Origin of the sequence: Geodermatophilus obscurus, from assembly GCF_900143215.1 — a bacterium.
GTDB classification, from domain to species: domain Bacteria; phylum Actinomycetota; class Actinomycetes; order Mycobacteriales; family Geodermatophilaceae; genus Geodermatophilus; species Geodermatophilus obscurus_A.
Genome location: NZ_FRDM01000001.1, coordinates 295967 through 313261, shown reverse-complemented (window position 1 = coordinate 313261; position 17295 = coordinate 295967). Strand labels below are relative to the sequence as shown.

General features: G+C 75.9%; 16 protein-coding genes, 1 tRNA gene and 1 pseudogene. 8 read left to right on the top strand and 10 right to left on the bottom strand.

Annotated features, from left to right (window positions below; translation table 11 throughout):
- Positions 1–15: 15 nt before the first annotated feature.
- From BUB17_RS01660 to BUB17_RS26505, 4 genes are all read right to left on the bottom strand, one after another.
- On the bottom strand, positions 16–381 hold the full coding sequence (locus BUB17_RS01660; RefSeq protein ID WP_072912068.1) for a VOC family protein: 366 nt from the start codon (positions 379–381) through the stop codon (positions 16–18).
- Between the two features lie 77 nt (positions 382–458).
- Complete coding sequence (gene selB, locus BUB17_RS01655) at positions 459–2219, bottom strand: selenocysteine-specific translation elongation factor (RefSeq protein ID WP_072912065.1); 1761 nt, start codon at positions 2217–2219, stop codon at positions 459–461.
- The gene (gene selA, locus BUB17_RS01650) at positions 2210–3520 is read right to left on the bottom strand and encodes an L-seryl-tRNA(Sec) selenium transferase (protein WP_072912063.1); all 1311 of its coding nucleotides are present in this window, start codon (positions 3518–3520) and stop codon (positions 2210–2212) included. Before selA ends, selB begins: the two co-directional genes overlap by 10 nt.
- 89 nt (positions 3521–3609) lie before the next feature.
- Positions 3610–3702, bottom strand: a tRNA-OTHER gene (locus tag BUB17_RS26505).
- Positions 3703–3725: 23 nt separating this feature from the next.
- Here BUB17_RS26505 and selD point away from each other — a divergent pair.
- On the top strand, positions 3726–4745 hold the full coding sequence (selD, locus tag BUB17_RS01640; RefSeq protein ID WP_141242854.1) for a selenide, water dikinase SelD: 1020 nt from the start codon (positions 3726–3728) through the stop codon (positions 4743–4745).
- A gap of 350 nt (positions 4746–5095) precedes the next feature.
- On the opposite strand, the gene BUB17_RS01635 is transcribed toward selD, so the two are convergent.
- Positions 5096–5980, bottom strand: coding sequence for a class I SAM-dependent methyltransferase (locus tag BUB17_RS01635; RefSeq protein WP_072912058.1), 885 nt, complete (start codon positions 5978–5980; stop codon positions 5096–5098).
- A 119-nt stretch (positions 5981–6099) separates the two neighbouring features.
- On the opposite strand from BUB17_RS01635, the gene BUB17_RS01630 reads away from it, so the two are divergent.
- Genes BUB17_RS01630 through BUB17_RS01610 form a run of 5 tightly spaced genes read left to right on the top strand, consistent with a single transcriptional unit; the run spans position 6100 to position 8741 of the window.
- A complete protein-coding gene (locus tag BUB17_RS01630; protein WP_072912055.1) occupies positions 6100–7065 on the top strand; it encodes a zinc-binding dehydrogenase in 966 nt (321 codons plus the stop codon).
- Positions 7062–7583 (top strand): YbaK/EbsC family protein, encoded by a 522-nt coding sequence (locus BUB17_RS01625; protein WP_244276817.1) that lies wholly within the window; start codon positions 7062–7064, stop codon positions 7581–7583. The genes BUB17_RS01630 and BUB17_RS01625 overlap by 4 nt, the downstream gene beginning before the upstream one ends.
- A 21-nt stretch (positions 7584–7604) precedes the next feature.
- The gene (locus tag BUB17_RS01620) at positions 7605–7904 is read left to right on the top strand and encodes an antibiotic biosynthesis monooxygenase (RefSeq protein WP_072912049.1); all 300 of its coding nucleotides are present in this window, start codon (positions 7605–7607) and stop codon (positions 7902–7904) included.
- A 58-nt stretch (positions 7905–7962) separates the two neighbouring features.
- Entirely contained in the window at positions 7963–8196 is a 234-nt protein-coding gene (locus BUB17_RS01615) for an RNA polymerase subunit sigma-70 (RefSeq protein WP_072912046.1), read from the top strand.
- 2 nt (positions 8197–8198) lie between these two features.
- On the top strand, positions 8199–8741 hold the full coding sequence (locus BUB17_RS01610) for a Clp protease N-terminal domain-containing protein (RefSeq protein WP_072912044.1): 543 nt from the start codon (positions 8199–8201) through the stop codon (positions 8739–8741).
- A 120-nt stretch (positions 8742–8861) separates the two neighbouring features.
- On the opposite strand, the gene BUB17_RS01605 is transcribed toward BUB17_RS01610, so the two are convergent.
- The 3 genes from BUB17_RS01605 to lepA all read right to left on the bottom strand — a co-directional run bounded on the left by BUB17_RS01605 (position 8862) and on the right by lepA (position 13345).
- Entirely contained in the window at positions 8862–10781 is a 1920-nt protein-coding gene (locus tag BUB17_RS01605; RefSeq protein ID WP_072912041.1) for an FAD-dependent monooxygenase, read from the bottom strand.
- Between the two features lie 63 nt (positions 10782–10844).
- Positions 10845–11504 (bottom strand): MOSC domain-containing protein, encoded by a 660-nt coding sequence (locus tag BUB17_RS01600; protein WP_072912038.1) that lies wholly within the window; start codon positions 11502–11504, stop codon positions 10845–10847.
- On the bottom strand, positions 11501–13345 hold the full coding sequence (lepA, locus tag BUB17_RS01595) for a translation elongation factor 4 (RefSeq protein ID WP_072912034.1): 1845 nt from the start codon (positions 13343–13345) through the stop codon (positions 11501–11503). The genes BUB17_RS01600 and lepA overlap by 4 nt, the downstream gene beginning before the upstream one ends.
- A gap of 182 nt (positions 13346–13527) precedes the next feature.
- Between lepA and rpsT the strand changes: the two genes are divergently transcribed.
- Positions 13528–13794 (top strand): 30S ribosomal protein S20, encoded by a 267-nt coding sequence (gene rpsT / locus BUB17_RS01590; protein ID WP_072912031.1) that lies wholly within the window; start codon positions 13528–13530, stop codon positions 13792–13794.
- A 94-nt stretch (positions 13795–13888) separates the two neighbouring features.
- Here rpsT and holA read toward each other — a convergent pair whose 3' ends face one another.
- Both holA and BUB17_RS28385 read right to left on the bottom strand, forming a co-directional pair.
- On the bottom strand, positions 13889–14782 hold the full coding sequence (holA, locus tag BUB17_RS28390) for a DNA polymerase III subunit delta (RefSeq protein WP_348537033.1): 894 nt from the start codon (positions 14780–14782) through the stop codon (positions 13889–13891).
- A 424-nt stretch (positions 14783–15206) separates the two neighbouring features.
- Positions 15207–16643 (bottom strand): annotated as a pseudogene (locus BUB17_RS28385) (ComEC/Rec2 family competence protein); the annotation flags it as partial.
- Between BUB17_RS28385 and BUB17_RS28380 the strand changes: the two are divergent.
- Positions 16578–17060 (top strand): hypothetical protein, encoded by a 483-nt coding sequence (locus BUB17_RS28380; RefSeq protein WP_072912024.1) that lies wholly within the window; start codon positions 16578–16580, stop codon positions 17058–17060. The pseudogene BUB17_RS28385 and the gene BUB17_RS28380 sit on opposite strands and share 66 nt — an antisense overlap.
- Positions 17061–17295 lie beyond the last annotated feature (235 nt).

Sequence of the window (17295 nt, the reverse complement as noted above, 5' to 3'; positions counted from 1 at the left end):
CCCGAGGGGCTGCGCTCAGACCTCCGACCAGACGCCGAGCTCGTTGCCGCTCGGGTCCTGGAAGTGGAACCGTCGTCCACCGGGGAACCCGTAGGGGCCGTTGACCACCCGGCCCCCGGCGGACGTCACCGACGCGAGGGTCTGGTCCAGATCAGCCGAGTACAGCAGGACCAGGGGCCCTCCCGGGCGCACGTCGGTGCCGAGCGCGAGGCCTCCGACCTCCGGTCCGGACCCGTCGCGGATCCCGGCGTACTGGCCGCCGTAGTCGGTGAACTCCCAGCCGAAGGCATCGGCATAGAACCGCTTCGCCTCCGTGATGTCGGGAACGGTGAGCTCGACGTAGTCGATGGCGTGGTGACGGTGCTCAGGGGGTTCGGCCATGCCCGACATCGTGCCCGCGGTGGTGGCCCCGACGGGCGGGTTCGGTGCGGCGTCCGGGGTCGCTGGGGGGAACGGGTTCAGCGCAGCCGGCGGGTGTTGTCCGGCAGTCGCTCGGTGACGCCGCGGGCGTCCAGCCACTCCATCAGCGGAACGGCGACCCGCCGGCTGGTCCCCCACGCCGCGCGGGCCTGGCTCAGCGTGAAAGGCGCGGGGACGCCGGCCAGCCGTGCCCGCGCCTGCGCCTCGAACCCCGGCGCCAGGTGGACCCCGTCGGCGATCTTCACCAGCTGCCCGTCGCGGACCGCGGCGGCCAGCTCCCGCGGGCCCAGCCCGGCGGCGCGCAGCTCCTCGGCGTCCGGCGCGGCGAACGGGTCGGCGGCCAGCCGGGCACGGATGCCGTCGACGGCCTGCTGCACCTCCGCGGGCAGGCCCGCCGCCGCGACGACCACCCGCCCCGCGCGCAGGGCCAGCGGCGGGCGGACGACGGCCGGCACCAGCTCGTCGTCGGGCAGCTCCAGGGCCCGGCGGGCGACGGCCACCGGCGGGCCGGCCTCCAGCGGGCGCAGCTGCCGGTAGCGGGCGACGATCCCCGGCAGCGCGGCGGCCAGCTCGTCGACCAGCCCGGGCGCGAGCAGCCAGGGCCCCACGGCCGTCGCCTCCTCCGGCACCGGCCAGCCCATCGCGGCGAAGTCGGCTGCCCGCACGAACCGGCGACGAGCCAGCTCGGCGGCGGCCCCGGCCGTGCCGGCGGGCCGGGCGGCCAGCTCCTCGGCGCGGCGGCGGGCCGCACCGCGGCGGCGCAGCTCCGGCGGGTCGACGTCCCGGACCCCGGCGCCCAGCACCCGGCGGGCGCCGGGGTCGCGCAGCAGCAGCCGGTCGCCGACCCGCAGCGGCAGCGGTGTGGCCAGCCGCAGCCGCACCGCCGCCCCGTCCAGCGGGCGCAGCCGCGCGCCGACCGCGGCCGAGCCGACGTGCACGACGACCTCCGCGGGCAGCCGGTCCTCCGGCGCGCGGGCCAGGGTGACGTCGAGCTCGGCTGTCGAGCGGAACGCCCCGGGGGTGAGCAGGGCGTCACCGCGGGACAGCTCCTCGACGGACGTGCCGCGCAAGTTCAGGGCCACCCGTGCGGTGGCCTGGGCCCGCTCGACCGGCTGCCCCAGGGAGTGCACGCCGCGGACGCCGACCTCGCGGTCGCCGAGCTGCAGCCGGTCCCCGGCGGCGACGCGGCCGGCGGCGAGGGTCCCGGTGACCACCGTGCCGGCGCCCGTGACCGGGAAGGCGCGGTCGATCCACAGCCGCACCGGCGCGTCCCGGTCCGGCGCCGGCAACCCGGCGAGCACCGCCTCCAGCGCGGCGACGACGTCCGGCACACCCGCGCCGGTGGCGGCGCTGACCGCCACCCCCGGGACCTCGCCCATCGGCCCGTTCCCCATCGAGGTCGCGGCCAGCCGCTCGCGCACGTCGGCGAGCACCGGGGCGGGGTCGGCGAGGTCGGCCTTGGTGACGGCGAGCAGCGCGTGCCGCACGCCGAGCGCGTCGAGGACGGCGACGTGCTCGGCAGTCTGCGCCGACCAGCCGTCGTCGGCCGCGACCACGACCAGCGCGGCGGGCACCGAGCCGACGCCGGCGAGCATGTTGCCGACGAAGCGCTCGTGACCGGGCACGTCGACGACCGCGAGCCGGCGCCCGGAGGGCAGCGTGGTCCACGCGAAGCCGAGGTCGATGGTCAGGCCGCGGCGGCGCTCCTCCTCCCACCGGTCGGGCTCCATGCCGGTGAGCGCGCGGACCAGCGTGGACTTGCCGTGGTCGACGTGGCCCGCGGTCGCGATCACGTCCACCGGCGGGCCACCTCCAGCACCGCGGCGGCCAGCGCCTCGTCGTCCTCGGTGCGCAGGCTGCGGAGGTCGAGCAGGGTGCGGTCCCCCGCGAGGTACCCGACCACCGGGGGCGTCCCGGCGCGCAGCGGCACCGCGAACCCGGCGGGCAGTGACACCGCGGCGCTGGGCAGCGGGTGCTCCGGCGCCCCTCCCCCGCCGACGCGGGCCTGCGAGTCGACCGCGACCGCGTCCAGCCCGGCGACCGTCAACCGGGCGGCGACCGCGGCGGCGCGGCGGCGCAGGCCGTCGACGTCCGCGGCGAGCATCTGCTGCACCGGCGGCTGCGGGCCGCGCAGCGTGGCCTCCAGCGCGGCCAGCGTCGTCTTGTCCACGCGGAGCGCCCGGTAGAGCGGGTGCCGCCGCAGCCGCTGCACCAGGTCGGCGCGGCCGAGCACGATCCCGGCCTGCGGCCCGCCGAGCAGCTTGTCGCCGCTGGCCAGCACCAGGTCGGCGCCGTCGGCGAGGGTGGTCTGCAGGTCCGGCTCGTCGGGCAGCACCGGGTGCGGGCGCAGCAGGCCGGAGCCGACGTCGGCCACCAGCGGGACCCCGCTGCCGGCCAGCCCCGCGGCGAGCTCGGCCACCGGCACCGAGCGGGTGAAGCCGCGCACCACGAAGTTCGACGGGTGCACCTTGAGCACCGCGCCGGTGCCGGGGCCAAGCACGCGCCGGTAGTCCTCGAGCGCGACCCGGTTCGTCGTCCCGACCTCGCGGAGCCGGGCACCGGTGGCCTCGAGCAGCTCGGGGATGCGGAAGCCGTCGCCGATCTCGACCAGCTCGCCGCGGGCGATGACCAGCTCGCCGCCGAGCGCGGTGGCCACCAGCGCCAGCGCGGCGGCGCAGTTGTTCACCACCAGGGCGGCCTCCGCGGCCGGGACGGCGTCGACCAGCGCGGCCAGCGCTGCCTCGCCCCGGGGTCCGCGCCGGCCGGTGACCAGGTCGAGCTCGACGTCGGTGGTGCCGCTGGCGGCGACGACCGCCGCCACCGCGGCCGGGGACAGCGGCGCGCGCCCCAGGTTGGTGTGCACGAGGACGCCGGTCGCGTTGAGCACCGGCCGCAGGCTGCCGGCCGTCGCCGGCAAGGCGGCCAGGACGGCGGGCACGGCGTCGCCGGGGGCGAGCACGCCGTCGCGGACGCGCCGCTGGACGTCCTGGACGGCCGCCTTGACCAGGTCGCGGCCCAGCCGGTCGGCGGCGGCGACCAGCTGCGGGTCGGCGAGCAACGCGTCGGTGCGCGGCACCTGCCGCCGCGGGTCGTTCCTCATCGGCGCCGAGCGTAGGTCGCAGCCGGTGCCCGCGGCCCTGGCGGGCCGCGCCCCGGTCGGGACGGCGGCCCGCGGGCGGGCGGGGTCGGCGGAGGCGGACGGGAATCGAACCCGCCTGACCGAGATGCTCGGCCACGTCGGCTTTAGAGGCCGCGGGGGCCACCAGACACCCTGACGCCTCCGCCGGGGAGCCTACGGTGGCCTGGTGGCAATTGCTCAGGAGGCGCCGCCCGCCCGCACCCGGCTGACCCAGTACGCGCACGGCGGCGGCTGTGCCTGCAAGATCCCGCCCGGCGAGCTGGAGGCCGTGGTGGCCGGCCTGACCGCGGCCGGCCCGGCCGATCCGGCCGCGGAGCTGGTCATCGGCCTGGACGACGGCGACGACGCGGCCGTCGTCCGGATCGCCGGCGGGCAGGGCATCGTGCTCACCACCGACTTCTTCACCCCCGTCGTCGACGACGCCCACACCTTCGGCCGGATCGCGGCGACCAACGCGCTCTCCGACGTCTACGCCATGGGCGGCACGCCCGTCGTCGCGGTGAACCTGCTCGGCTGGCCGCGGGACGTGCTGCCCGCCGAGCTCGCCGCCGAGGTGCTGCGCGGCGGGCTCGAGGCCGCGCAGGAGGCCGGCTGCCACGTCGGCGGCGGGCACTCCATCGACGACCCCGAGCCCAAGTACGGCATGGCGGTGACCGGCGTCGTCGACGTCGACCGGGTGATCACCAACTCCGCGGCGCTCGCCGGGACGCCGCTGTCGCTGACCAAGCCGCTGGGCATCGGCGTGCTGAACAACCGGATGAAGGCCACCGGCGAGGTGTCGGAGGAGGCGGTGGCCGCGATGACGACCCTGAACCGCGACGCCGGCCGGGCCGCGGTCGCCGCCGGGATCCGCGCCGGCACCGACGTCACCGGCTTCGGCCTGCTCGGCCACCTCTACAAGATGGCCCGGGCCAGCGGGGTGACCGCGGTGGTCGACGCCGCCGCCGTCCCCTACCTGACCGGGGCGCGAGAGGCGCTGGCTACGGGCTTCGTCTCCGGCGGCACCCGGCGCAACCTCGACTGGGTCCGCCCGCACACCGACCTGTCCGCCGTCTCCGAGGACGAGGCGCTGCTGCTGGCGGACGCGCAGACCTCCGGCGGGCTGCTGCTGGGCGGCGAGGTGCCGGGCGCCCCGGTGATCGGCGAGTTCGTGCCGCGCGGGGAGCACGTCGTCATCGTCCGCTGACAGCCGCCCTCGAGGGGCATCGCAGCGAGCGCCAGCGAGCGAGGCGCGGACCGAGGCGCGGAAGCGGACACGGGTCGTCGTCCGCTGACAGCCGCCCTCGAGGGGCATCGCAGCGAGCGCCAGCGAGCGAGGCGCGGACCGAGGCGCGGAAGCGGACAGGTGTCATCGTCCGCTGACAGGCTCGGGAGCATCGCAGCGAGCGCCAGCGAGCGAGGAGCGGACCGAGGCGCGGAAGCGGAGGGCGTGTCATCGTCCGCTGGCCGCCTGCCGAGTGGGGAGTTGCGGCCGTTCCGCCCGGCGTGTGCGTGCGTGTCGCCGACGGCAACTGCTCACTCGCCGGCCCAGCTGACTCAGCCGACCGCTGCACCCCGGTGGGCGGTGGTCAGCCAGGCGGCCGCACCGAGCAGGACCCCGTCGGGTGTCGCGTGCTCGGCCAGCGCGGCCCGCAGCTCGTCGAGCACGGCCCGCCGGGCGCCGTCGTCGAGCCCGCCGAGGAGGCCCCGGGCCATCCCCAGCCCGGAGACGAAGTCGAACGCGTCCTCGGCGTCGGCGCCCAGCCGCACTGCTCCCGGCACCTCGGCGAGGTGGACCGACCCGAACCCCGCGGCGGCCAGGACCCGGCGGACGTGGTCGGGGTCGGACAGGCCGAACGGCCCGGGAGCGTCCCCCGGCGGTTCGGGCAGCGGTCGGCCGGCGGCCAGGGTCCGGCGGAGCACGAGCAGCCACTCGTTGCGGGCCAGCGGCTGCCACGACAGCACCGCCAGCCGCCCGCCTGGGCGCAGGGCCCGCGCCACGTTGCCGAAGGCCGCCACCGGATCGCCGAAGAACATCACCCCGAACCGGCTGACGACGACGTCGAACGCCGCGGGCTCGAAGGGGTGCACCTGGGCGTCACCCTGGAGGAACGTCGTGTTGGCCAGCCCCGCGGCCGCGCTGCGCCGGCGCGCCTCGGCCAGCAGCGGAGCCGACAGGTCGATCCCGGTCGCGTGCCCGCTGGGCGCCGCGCGCGCCGCCGCGCGGGTCGAGACCCCCGCGCCGCACCCCACGTCGAGCACCCGGTCGGCCGCGCCGGTCCCGGCCGCGGCGAACAGCGCCGGGTCGAAGGCCGCCGAGGCCGCGTCGAAGCGGTCGGCCCGTGCCGCCCAGTCCGCGCCCTCCTCGCCGTTCCAGGCGCTGGCCATCTCGGCGTTGCGGGCGTCGACGAGCAGGGGCTGCGGTGGTGTGGGCACGGTCATCGCCGTCTCCGGTCGGCAGGGCCTGGACCTCGGATGGTCCCGGACGGCGACGGTCCTGCCCACCCCTGCGGGCGCGGCCCGACGTCGCCGCCGGTGGGTCCCTCCGTTAGCGTCCGACCATGCTCGCTGCCTTCGTCTCGACGCCCGCCCCGAAGGACCCGCTCTCCGTCCTGGAGGTCGGTGAGCGCCCCGAGCCGGAGGTGTCCGACGGCTGGACGACGGTGCAGGTCAAGGCCGTCTCGCTGAACCACCACGACCTGTTCAGCCTGCGCGGGGTCGGGCTGCCGCAGGAGCGGATGCCGATGATCCTGGGCACCGACGCGGCCGGGCTCGACGAGGACGGCAACGAGGTCGTCGTCCACGGCGTCGTCGCGAGCCCGGACTGGATCGGGGACGAGACGCTCGACCCCAAGCGCACGCTGTTCTCCGAGCTCCACCAGGGCACGATGGCCGAGCGGGTCGCCGTCCCCCGGCGCAACGTGCTGCGCAAGCCGGCCGAGCTGTCCCTCGCCGAGGCCGCGTGCCTGCCCACCGCCTGGCTGACCGCCTACCGGATGCTCTTCGTGAAGTCCGGGCTGCGGCCGGGCCAGACCGTGCTCGTGCAGGGCGCCAGCGGCGGCGTCGCCACCGCGCTGGTCGTGCTCGGCAAGGCCGCCGGCTTCCGGGTGTGGGTGACCGGCCGCAGCGAGGAGAAGCGGCAGGGCGCCCTCGACCTCGGTGCGGATCAGGCGTTCGAGACCGGCGCCCGGCTGCCCGAGCGGGTGGACGGCGTGATGGAGACCGTCGGCGAGGCGACCTGGAGCCACAGCGTCAAGTCGCTCAAGCCCGGCGGCGTCATCGTCATCTCCGGCGCGACCACCGGCGCCAACCCCGGTGCCGAGCTGAACCGGGTGTTCTTCACCCAGCTGTCGGTCATCGGCTCGACGATGGGCACCCGTGAGGAGCTCGAGGCGCTCCTGCGGATGTGCACGGCCACCGGCGTCCGCCCGGTGATCGACGTCGAGCTGCCGCTGGCGCAGGCGCGCGAGGGCTTCGAGCGCATGCTCGAGGGCCGGACTGCGGGGAAGATCGTCTTCACCCTGTGAGCGACTCTGCTGCCACCCCGGCTCCGCCGGGCGGGAGCGGACCCGGGGGCAGCACCGGGAGCCCGGTCGACCGGGTGGTCGCCGCGCTCCGCGAGGCCGGGGTGGACGCCGAGGTGCGCCGCTTCGACCAGCCGGTGCCGACGGCAGCCGCCGCGGCCGCGGCGCTCGGCTGCGCGGTGGGCGCCATCGCCAACAGCCTCGTGTTCGACGCCGACGGCGCCCCGCTGCTGGTGCTGGCCAGCGGCGCGCACCGCGTGGAAACGGCGAAGGTGGCGGCCCTGGTCGGCGCGCGGCGGGTGCGGCGGGCCTCGCCGGACCTCGTCCTCGCGGCGACCGGCCAGGAGGTCGGCGGGGTGGCACCGACCGGCCACCCCGCCCCGCTGCGCGCGCTGGTCGACGTCGACCTCGCGGCGCACCCACTGCTCTGGGCCGGCGGTGGCGACCACCACACGATGGTCTCGCTCACCTACGCCGACCTGCTGCGGCTGACCGGAGGCGACGAGGCAGCCGTGGCCTGAACCCTCGAGGAGGGGTGGACGATGATCGCCCGCACCTGGCGCGGCTGGGTCCGCACCGAGGACCGCGACGCCTACGTCGCCTACGTCCGCGACACCGGCATCGCGCAGTACCGCGCCACTCCCGGGAACCTCGAGGCGCACCTGCTCACCCGGGACCTCGACGACGGCCGTACCGAGGTCGTCACCCTCAGCTTCTGGACCTCGCTGGACGCCGTCCGCGCCTTCGCCGGGGACGACGTCTCGACCGCCGTCTTCTACCCGGAGGACGACCGCTGGCTGGTCGACCGCGAACGCACCGTCACCCACCACCAAATCCACTGACACCCTGCCGCGTCAACGACAGTTGACACGGCTCGTTGCGTCAACGACAGTTGACGTCATGGCCGACACAGCACAGGTGGCCTCCGCCGCCAGCAGCCGCGACCCCGCGGTCGGGCTGAAGGCGGTCCGCGCGCTGCGGACCCTCGTCGAGCGGCTGGAGGTCCTGCAGGTGGAGAACGCCCGGGACCAGGGCTGGACCTGGGAGCAGATCGCCCACCTGCTGGGCGTCACGAGGCAGGCGGTGCACAAGAAGCACGCAGGCGGCCGCGGGCCGCTCCGGCGGAGGGACTGACCGTGTTCGAACGCTTCACCGCCGACGCCCGCCAGGTCGTCGTGCTGGCGCAGGAGGAGGCCCGTGCCCTCCGGCACGGCCACATCGGCACCGAGCACCTGCTGCTCGCCCAGCTGCGGCTGGACACCCCGACGACGGCCGTCCTGCGCCGGCACGGGCTCGACCACGACGAGGTGGCCGAGGCGGTCGCCGCCCACCTCAGGACCGCGGAGCTCGACGCCGAGGCGCTACGGACCCTGGGCATCGACCTGGACGCCGTCCGGGACGTCGCCGAGGCGACCTTCGGCCCGGGCGCACTGGACGCCCCGCGCCGCGGCCGGCTGCCCAGGAGCCCCGCGCACATCCCCTTCACGTCCCGCGCGAAGAAGGTGCTCGAGCTGTCGCTGCGCGAGGCGTTGGCGATGCGCGCGAGGACCATCACCGACGGGCACATCGTGCTCGGCCTGCTCCGTGAGGGTCAGGGGCTGGCGGCCAAGGTGCTGCACGACCGCGGGGTCGACCTCTCGGCCGTGCGCGACGAGCTCAGGCTCCTGCTGGACTCCTGAGTCGGCGGGCCGCCCTGCTCCGAGGTCGGCCCGCGGAGGGCTCGGTGCCCCGGCTGAGGACCGGACGTCGGAGTGCCGCGCCCCGGCCCACTCGGCGGACCCCTCGCGTCCCGTCGGACCTCAGCGCGAGCTCCCCGTCGACGAGGCGGACTCCGGCTGCGGGACGTCGGCTCCGGCGCGGTCGAACACCCGCCTCAGGTACCGGACGAGGACCTCCTCCGAGGCCGGCTGGGCGCGCAGCCCGACGTAGCCGTCCGGGCGGATCAGGTACAGGGCCTCGGCGGTCGCACCGTAGCGCCGGTGCGTCTCGCCGTCCGGGTCGAGGAGCACCCGCCGCCCGGCCAGCTCGGCGGGCGGCTGCGGTCCCCACACCACCACCCACGGGCGGACGTCGGCGCCGAACAGCCGCTCGACGCCGTCGGCGATCCCGGCGAGCGAGGCGTAGCCGTCGTCGGTGCGGGCGTCGCCGTCGAACAGCAGCAGGGTGGCGTGCGGACCGCGGAAGGCGTCGAACAGCCGCCCGGTTCGCCCGGTGGACGCGTCCCGGACGACGCCGTCCGGGGCCCGGTCGCCCGCGTGGACGCCCCGGGCGAAGCGGAGCCGGTCCACCGCGTCGGCGCGCTCGTCGTCGTGGCCGGGGCTCCAGCGGGTGGCGGTCAGCGGCGTGCCGTGCTCCTCCGCCAGGGAGCTGCCCCGGTGGTGCAGGTCCAGCTCGCTGACGCCCCCGAGGATGGCCCGCTGCACGGCCGGGACCCGCAGCGCGGGGGTCAGGACGTGCTCGCGGAGGAAGGTGGTGACCGGGTCGGCGCCGAAGACCGCGCGGTATCCGAGGTCGCTGCCGCTCAGCACGGCCTGCGCGATGGGCCGGCGCTCCTCCTCGTAGGTGTCGAGGAGGCGGTCGGGTGCGCGGCCCCGGACCACCAGCGCGAGCTTCCAGCCGAGGTTGTACGCGTCCTGGACGCCGGTGTTCATCCCCTGGCCGCCGACGGGGCTGTGCAGGTGCGCGGCGTCCCCGGCCACCAGCACCCGGCCCACCCGGTAGCGGTCGACCAGCCGCACGTTGCTGTGCCAGGTGGACAGCCAGGTCGGGGAGGAGAGGCGGACGTGCGACAGCCCGCTGCGCTCGGTGAACAGCCGCTGCAGCAGCTCCAGCGACTCGGGCTCCAGGGTTCCCGCGGGCAGGCTGGCCTGCACCTGCCACGAGCGCAGTCCGCGGAACGGGCTGGCCGCGAGGTACTCACCACCGTCGAACCACACGTACCCGCTGTCGGCCGGCTCCAGCCCGTCGACCTCCACGTCGCCGAACAGGAAGCGCTCCGCGCGCGAGTCCCCCTCCAGCGCCAGCCCCAGCAGATCCCGCACCCGGCTGTGGCCGCCGTCGCAGCCCACCACCCAGGCGGCCCGGATCGTCTCCGCGACGCCGGCGGGGGACGTCGCGACGCGGGCGAGGACGCCGTCCTCCTGCTGCTCCAGGTCCACCAGCTCGCGGCCCTCCTCGACCGTTCCGCCCAGCTCCGTCAGCCGCTCGCGCAGCACCTGCTCGGTGCGCCACTGCGGGATGAGCACGAGGTTCGGGTGCGGGGTGTCGGGCAGCGGGTCGCGCCCCGGCAGGCGCAGGTCGACGAGCAGCTCCCGCTGGACGTACCAGCGCACCCGCAGGTCGCGGGACCAGCCGGCCTCGAGCACCCGGTCGACGACGCCCAGGTCGTCGAACACCTCAAGGGTGCGTGGCTGCACGCCCTTGCCGCGCGACTTGGGCTCCGGCTGCGGCAGCCGCTCGACCACCCGGACGGCCAGACCGCGGCGGCGCAGGTCGCAGGCCAGCGTGAGGCCGGTCGGGCCGGCGCCCACGACCAGCACGTCGACGTCGGGGGACCCGCGTCGCTGCACCGGGACGCCCTGCGGGGACGCTGCTCGTGTCATCGGTACCTCCCGGCGGCCAGCTGTCCGATGCCCCCCGATGGTGGAACCGGGGAGCGGGCAGCGGAAGGACCGCAGGCCCGCGGCGCCAGGCTCCCGCGCCGGACCGGTGACGAGCACGCTGATGGAGTGCGGACCGGCCGGCGGCGATGCGGACCACGGGCGCGGGAGGCGCCGGGCCGGTCAGGCCGTGGCGGCGAGCCGCTTCTGGATCCGGGCCGCGACCTTCGGTCGGTCCCTGAGCGGCAGGTGCTCGAGGGCGGGGGCGATCTCCGGCAGCCGGCGCCGCTGGGTGGTCGTCGCCCGGAACAGCTGGCCCACGGTGACGCCGTGGTCGGGTCGGGAGACCACCTCGACGGCGTCGCCCGCGCCGACGTCCCCGGTCTCGAGCACCCGCAGATAGGCGCCGCTGGCACCGCGGGCGGTGAACCGCTTGACCAGCTGCGGCACGCCCCAGAAGCGCTCGAAGTTGGCGCACGGGATCCGGCAGGAGGTCACCTCGAGCAGCGCCGTCCCGACCCGCCAGCGCTCACCCAGCACCGCGCCGGTGAGGTCCAGGCCCGTCGTCCGCAGGTTCTCGCCGAACCGGCCGGCCGGCAGCTCGCGGTCCAGCTCGGCGGCCCACCAGCCGGCGTCCTCCTGAGCGTAGGCGTAGACCGCCTGGCCCTCGCCGCCGTGGTACCTGCGGTTGACCTGGACGTCGCCGTCCAGGCCGAGCAGGTGGACGGCGACCCGCCCGGCGACCGGCCGCTTGTCGATGCCGCTCCGGTTCGGGCGCCGGCCGGGCAACGGGAGCAGGTCGGAGCCGGAGACGCAGACCGCGTCGAGGCGGCCGCGGGTCACTTCTTGGAGGCGGTGGACTCGTTGGTGGAGAGCGCGGCCACGAAGGCCTCCTGGGGGACCTCGACGCGGCCGACCATCTTCATCCGCTTCTTGCCCTCCTTCTGCTTCTCCAGCAGCTTCCGCTTGCGGGAGATGTCACCGCCGTAGCACTTGGCGAGGACGTCCTTGCGGATGGCGCGGACCGTCTCGCGGGCGATGACCCGGGAGCCGACGGCGGCCTGGATGGGCACCTCGAACTGCTGCCGCGGGATGAGCTCGCGCAGCTTGCCGGCCATCATCACGCCGTAGCTGTAGGCCTTGTCCTTGTGCACGATCGCGCTGAACGCGTCGACGGCCTCGCCCTGCAGCAGGATGTCCACCTTGACCAGCGACGACTCCTGCTCGCCGGCCTCGGCGTAGTCGAGGCTGGCGTAGCCGCGGGTGCGCGACTTCAGCGCGTCGAAGAAGTCGAAGATGATCTCACCGAGGGGCAGCGTGTAGCGCAGCTCGACCCGCGACTCGCTCAGGTAATCCATACCGCCGAGCTGCCCGCGGCGGCTCTGGCACAGCTCCATGATCGCGCCGGTGTAGTCGCTGGGCGCGATGATCGTCGCGTTGACGATCGGCTCGAAGACCTTGTCGATCTTGCCCTCGGGCCAGTCGCTGGGGTTGGTCACGGTGATCTCGCTGCCGTCCTCCATGACCACCCGGTAGACGACGTTCGGCGCGGTGGAGATGAGGCTGATGCCGGCCTCGCGCTCCAGCCGCTCGCGGACGATCTCCAGGTGCAGCAGGCCGAGGAAGCCGACGCGGAACCCGAACCCGAGCGCGGCGGACGTCTCCGGCTCGTAGGTCAGCGCGGCGTCGTTGAGCAGCAGCTTGTCCAGCGCCTCGCGCAGCAGCGGGTACTCGCTGCCGTCGATCGGGTAGAGGCCGGAGTAGACCATCGGCTTGGGGTCGCGGTAGCCGCCGATCGACTCGGCCGCCGGCTTGTGCTGCAGGGTGACCGTGTCACCGACCCGGGACTGGCGGACGTCCTTCACCCCGGTGATGAAGTAGCCGACCTCGCCGACGCCGAGGCTCTCGACCGGCTTGGGCTCCGGGGAGATGACGCCGATCTCCAGCAGTTCGTGGGTCGCGCCGGTCGACATCATCTTGATCTTGTCACGGGCCGAGATCCGGCCGTCGACGACGCGGACGTAGGTGATGACGCCGCGGTAGATGTCGTAGACGGAGTCGAAGATCATCGCCCGGGCCGGCCCCTGGGCGACGCCCGTCGGGGCGGGGATCTCCTCGACGATCCGGTCCAGCAACTCGGGGACGCCGACACCGGTCTTGCCGCTGACCCGCAGGACGTCGTCGGGCTCGCAGCCGATGATGTGCGCGATCTCCTCGGCGTACCGCTCGGGCTGGGCGGCCGGCAGGTCGATCTTGTTCAGCACCGGGATGATCGCGAGGTCGTTCTCCAGCGCCAGGTACAGGTTGGCCAGCGTCTGCGCCTCGATGCCCTGTGCGGCGTCGACCAGGAGGACCGCGCCCTCGCAGGCGGCCAGGGACCGCGACACCTCGTAGGTGAAGTCGACGTGCCCCGGGGTGTCGATCATGTCGAGCACGTACTCGGTGCCGCTGTGCGCTCCTGACCGCGGGGTCCACGGCAGCCGCACGTTCTGCGCCTTGATGGTGATGCCGCGCTCGCGCTCGATGTCCATGCGGTCGAGGTACTGGGCGCGCATGTGACGGCCCTCGACGAGGCCGGTGACCTCGAGCATCCGGTCGGCCAGCGTCGACTTGCCGTGGTCGATGTGGGCGATGATGCAGAAGTTCCGGATGCGGGCCGGGTCGGTGTAGGCGGGAGTCGTCACAGTGCCCCCATCGTCCCACGGCCCGCCGCCTCGTCCAGCGCACGCCCGGGGCCCGGGCGCGTACCCGCGGGTTGGGGCCGGCCAGGCGACGCTGGTATCTTGGCAGACCGGTCCGCTGACGCACGCCGTCCGGACGCATTGTCCAGAAGTACCCCCCTCCGAGACACCCCCGAGGCTCACGCGTGGCGAACATCAAGTCCCAGATCAAGCGGAACAAGACCAACGAGAAGGCGCGTCAGCGCAACGTTGCCGTCAAGTCCGCCCTGAAGACGGCCGTCCGCCGCTTCCGCGCGGCCGCTGCCACCGGGGACGCCGCGGCCGCGACGACCGCGCTGCAGACCGCCAGCAAGGCGCTGGACAAGGCCGCCAGCAAGGGCGTCATCCACAAGAACCAGGCCGCGAACCGCAAGTCGGGCATGGCCAAGCAGCTGTCCGGCCTTTCCAGCTGACCCCCGGCCGCGTCCGCGATGCCGTCCGACGAGCCCCCCTCCCCTTGCGGGACGGGGGCTCGTCGCACCCAGGGGTCGCCCGTGTCCGCCGCGGTCAGCCGCGCACGCCGCGCCCGGTCTCCCGCCTGATGGCGACGATCCGCCGGATGGCGCTCTCGAGTGCGTAGTCGGCGCTGGCAGCGGCACCCTTGACGTCGGCATTGAGCTCGGCTGCCACGCCGATCGCCTGCTGCAGGCCCTCGATGCTCCAGCCCCGCGCCTGCGACTGCGCCCGCTTGACCTTCCACGGCGGCATCTTGAGCGTGCGCGCCAGGTCGCCGGGGTTGGCGCTACGGACCGAGGAGACCCGCGCCGCGGTCCGCACCCCGTCGGCGATCGCGTCGGCGATGAGCACGTGCGCGACGCCGCGCTGCAGCGCCCAGCGCAGCATCTCCAACGAGCCCTGCCGGTCGCCGACGAGAACCCGCTCGGCGACGGTGAAGCCGGTGACCTCGGCCTGCCCGCGGTGGAACCGCGCGACGGCGTCGGCGTCGATCGAGCCGCCGAAGTCCGAGACCAGCTGCGTGGCCGCCGAGGACAGCTGCCGCAGGTCCGCACCGATCGCCTCGACCAGCGCCGACGCCGCGTCCGGGGTGATCCGGCCACCCGCCGAGCGGACCTCGTTGCGCACGAAGGCGATCCGGTCGCCCACCGAGCTGACCTTCGGGCAGTCGTCGACGGCCGCCCCGGCGGCGGTGAAGGCCTTGACCAGCGCCTCGTTGCGCTTCCCGCCGGAGTGCACGACCACGAGCGTCAGGTCGGGGTCGGGGTCCTTGGTGTAGCCGGTGAGCGCCTCGACGAGCGCGCCGGCGGCCTCGTGCACCCCCGTGACGACGACCAGCCGGTGCGTGCCGAACAGCGAGGGGGCGAGGACGTCGGCCAGCTGACCGACGGGCAGGCCCTGCGCCGGCAGCTCGTGCAGCTCGGCGTCGGGGTGGCGCTCGAGCACGGCGGCGCGCACGGCGGACACGGCGCGGGAGCGCAGCAGCTCCTCCTCGCCGACCACGGCGCGCAGGCGGGAGGTCGGTGCGGGGGGTGCTGCGGCCACGCCGGCATGGTGTCACGCGGTGCCGACGCTCCCGCCGTCCCGCGCGGACGACGGCCGGCCCGCCGACCCCCTCCTCCCCCGGTGAGCCGGACCGGCCGGCCGCGGCGACGCCGTCCCCGGGACCGCGGCCGGCGACGCCCCAGGCCCCGGCGTCCCCGACCACCGCGAGGTCGCCGGCCCGGTCGGTGCGGTGCACCCGCACCCCCTGCTGCGCCAGCCAGGACAGCACCCGTGCAGTCGGGTGCCCGTAGGTGTTGTCCGCGCCGACGGACACCAGCGCCACCCGCGCCCCGGTGGCGGCGAAGAAGCCCCGGTCGGCGTCGGCGCTGCCGTGGTGCGGCACCTTGAGCACGTCGGCCCGCAGGTCGACCCCGCGGGCGACGATGCGCGCCTCCGCCGCACCGCTCAGGTCGCCGGTGAGCAGGACCCGGAGCCCGCGCTGGGTCACGCGGACCACCAGTGACAGGTCGTTGGCCGGCACCGCGGCCGTGGCGACCTCCGGCGGCGGGGCGAGCACCTCGATCGTCGCCGTCCCGACCGTGCGGCGGTCCCCCGAGACGAGGACCTCCCGCTCGGCGCCCGTCCGGCGCACCGCGGCATCCAGGCGGCCGGCCCGGTCCTCGGCGGGCGAGAGCGTGCCGGTGGCGACCACGCCGACCGCCCTGCCGGACAGCGCCCCGGCCAGTCCGCCGACGTGGTCGGCGTCGAGGTGGGTGAGCAGCACCAGGGGCAGCGTGTCGATCCCGAGCCGGTCCAGGCAGCGGTCGACCGAACCGACGTCGGGCCCGGCGTCGACGAGCAGTCCCTCCCCCGGTGCGGTCGGCACCACCAGGGCGTCACCCTGGCCGACGTCGCAGGCGACGAGGACGGTGTGCTCGGGCGGCCAGCCGCGGGTCAGCTGTCGCAGCGGCCAGCCCAGCACCACGACGCCGACGAGAGCCGCGAGCGCCAGCGGCCGGGTGCGGGGGAAGCGCCACAGCAGCCAGCCGACCGCCAGGATCAGCACGGTCAGCAGCACCGCGCCCCGGATGCCGGCCGGCCAGCCGGTGGCGCCGTCGGGCAGCGCCGCGGCGCGCTGCGCGACGACGACCAGCCACCGCACCGGCCACCCCGCCAGCCAGACGAGCGCATCGCCGACCGGGGGCAGGACCGGGTGCGCGAGCGCGGCCAGCAGGCCCAGCACGGTGGCCGGGGCGACGGCCGGCGCGGCGAGCAGGTTGGCCGGCAGCGACACCGGGCTCACCAGACCGGAGAGTCCGGCCACCAGCGGCGCGGTGGCCAGCCCCGCGGCCGCGGCGACGGCCACCGCGTCGGCCAGCGGCAGCGGCCAGCCGCGGCCGCGCAGGCGTCGGGACCAGCCCGGTGACAGCAGCACGATGGCCGCCGTGGCCGCGACGGAGAGGGCGAAGCCGGCGTCCCGCGCGAGGCCGGGGTCGAGGAGCAGCAGCACGACGACGGCCGCGCCCAGTGCCGGCAGGGCCGCGCGGGACCGGCCGGCCGCCAGCGCCAGCAGCGTCACCGCGCCCATGGCCGCCGCGCGGACGACGCTGGCGCTGGGCCGGGCGAGCACCACGAACCCGGCGAGCGCTACCGCCGCGACCAGCGCCTGCACGCGCCGGTCGACCGCCCGCCGGCGCAGCGGTGCGAGCACCCCGGCGAGCACGATCGCCACGTTCGCCCCGGACACGGCCGTCAGGTGGGCGAGCCCTGCCCGCCGGAAGTCCTCGACGAGCACCGGGTCCATCGACCGCGTGTCCCCCACGACCAGGCCGGGCAGCAGCCCACCTGCCTGCGGCCCGAGCACGTCGACGGCGGACCCGCGCAGCTCCTCCCGCAGGTCGCCGGCGACCCGCTGCGTCCACCGCGGGTCGCCCACCGACGCCGGCGGCGCCCGCGCCGACAGCCGGGCCACCAGGCCCTCCTCCGCGGCGGCCGGGGAGACCGCGGCCCGGACGCGCACGGCCTGGCCCGGCAGCAGTCCGAGCCACTCGTCGGCGGAGCCGAAGAGGACCACGGCGTCGTCCAGCCGGGTACGCGTCCCGCCGTCGTGCAGCGCGGTGACCGTGGCCTCGACGACGACGCGCGGCGGGCCTCCCCCGCGGACCGCCGTCGGGTCGCCGTCCAGTTCCAGGTCGAGGTCGACGGTGCGGCGTTCCCCGGCGGCCCCGGCGAGCGGTGAGGCCTCCCGTGCGGCCTCCCGCACCGCCGCGGTCGCCGCGGTGACGGCCAGCCCGGCCAGGACACCCAGCAGCACGACCGCGGCGGGTGAGCGGCTGCGCCAGGACACCCAGACCGCGGCGAGGACGGCGACCGGTACCGCGCCGGCCAGCACCGGGACCGGCAGCAGCGGCGCCAGCAGGGTGGCGCCCCAGACCGTCGCCGCCACGGGCGCGAGCCGCAGGTCCACCCACGAC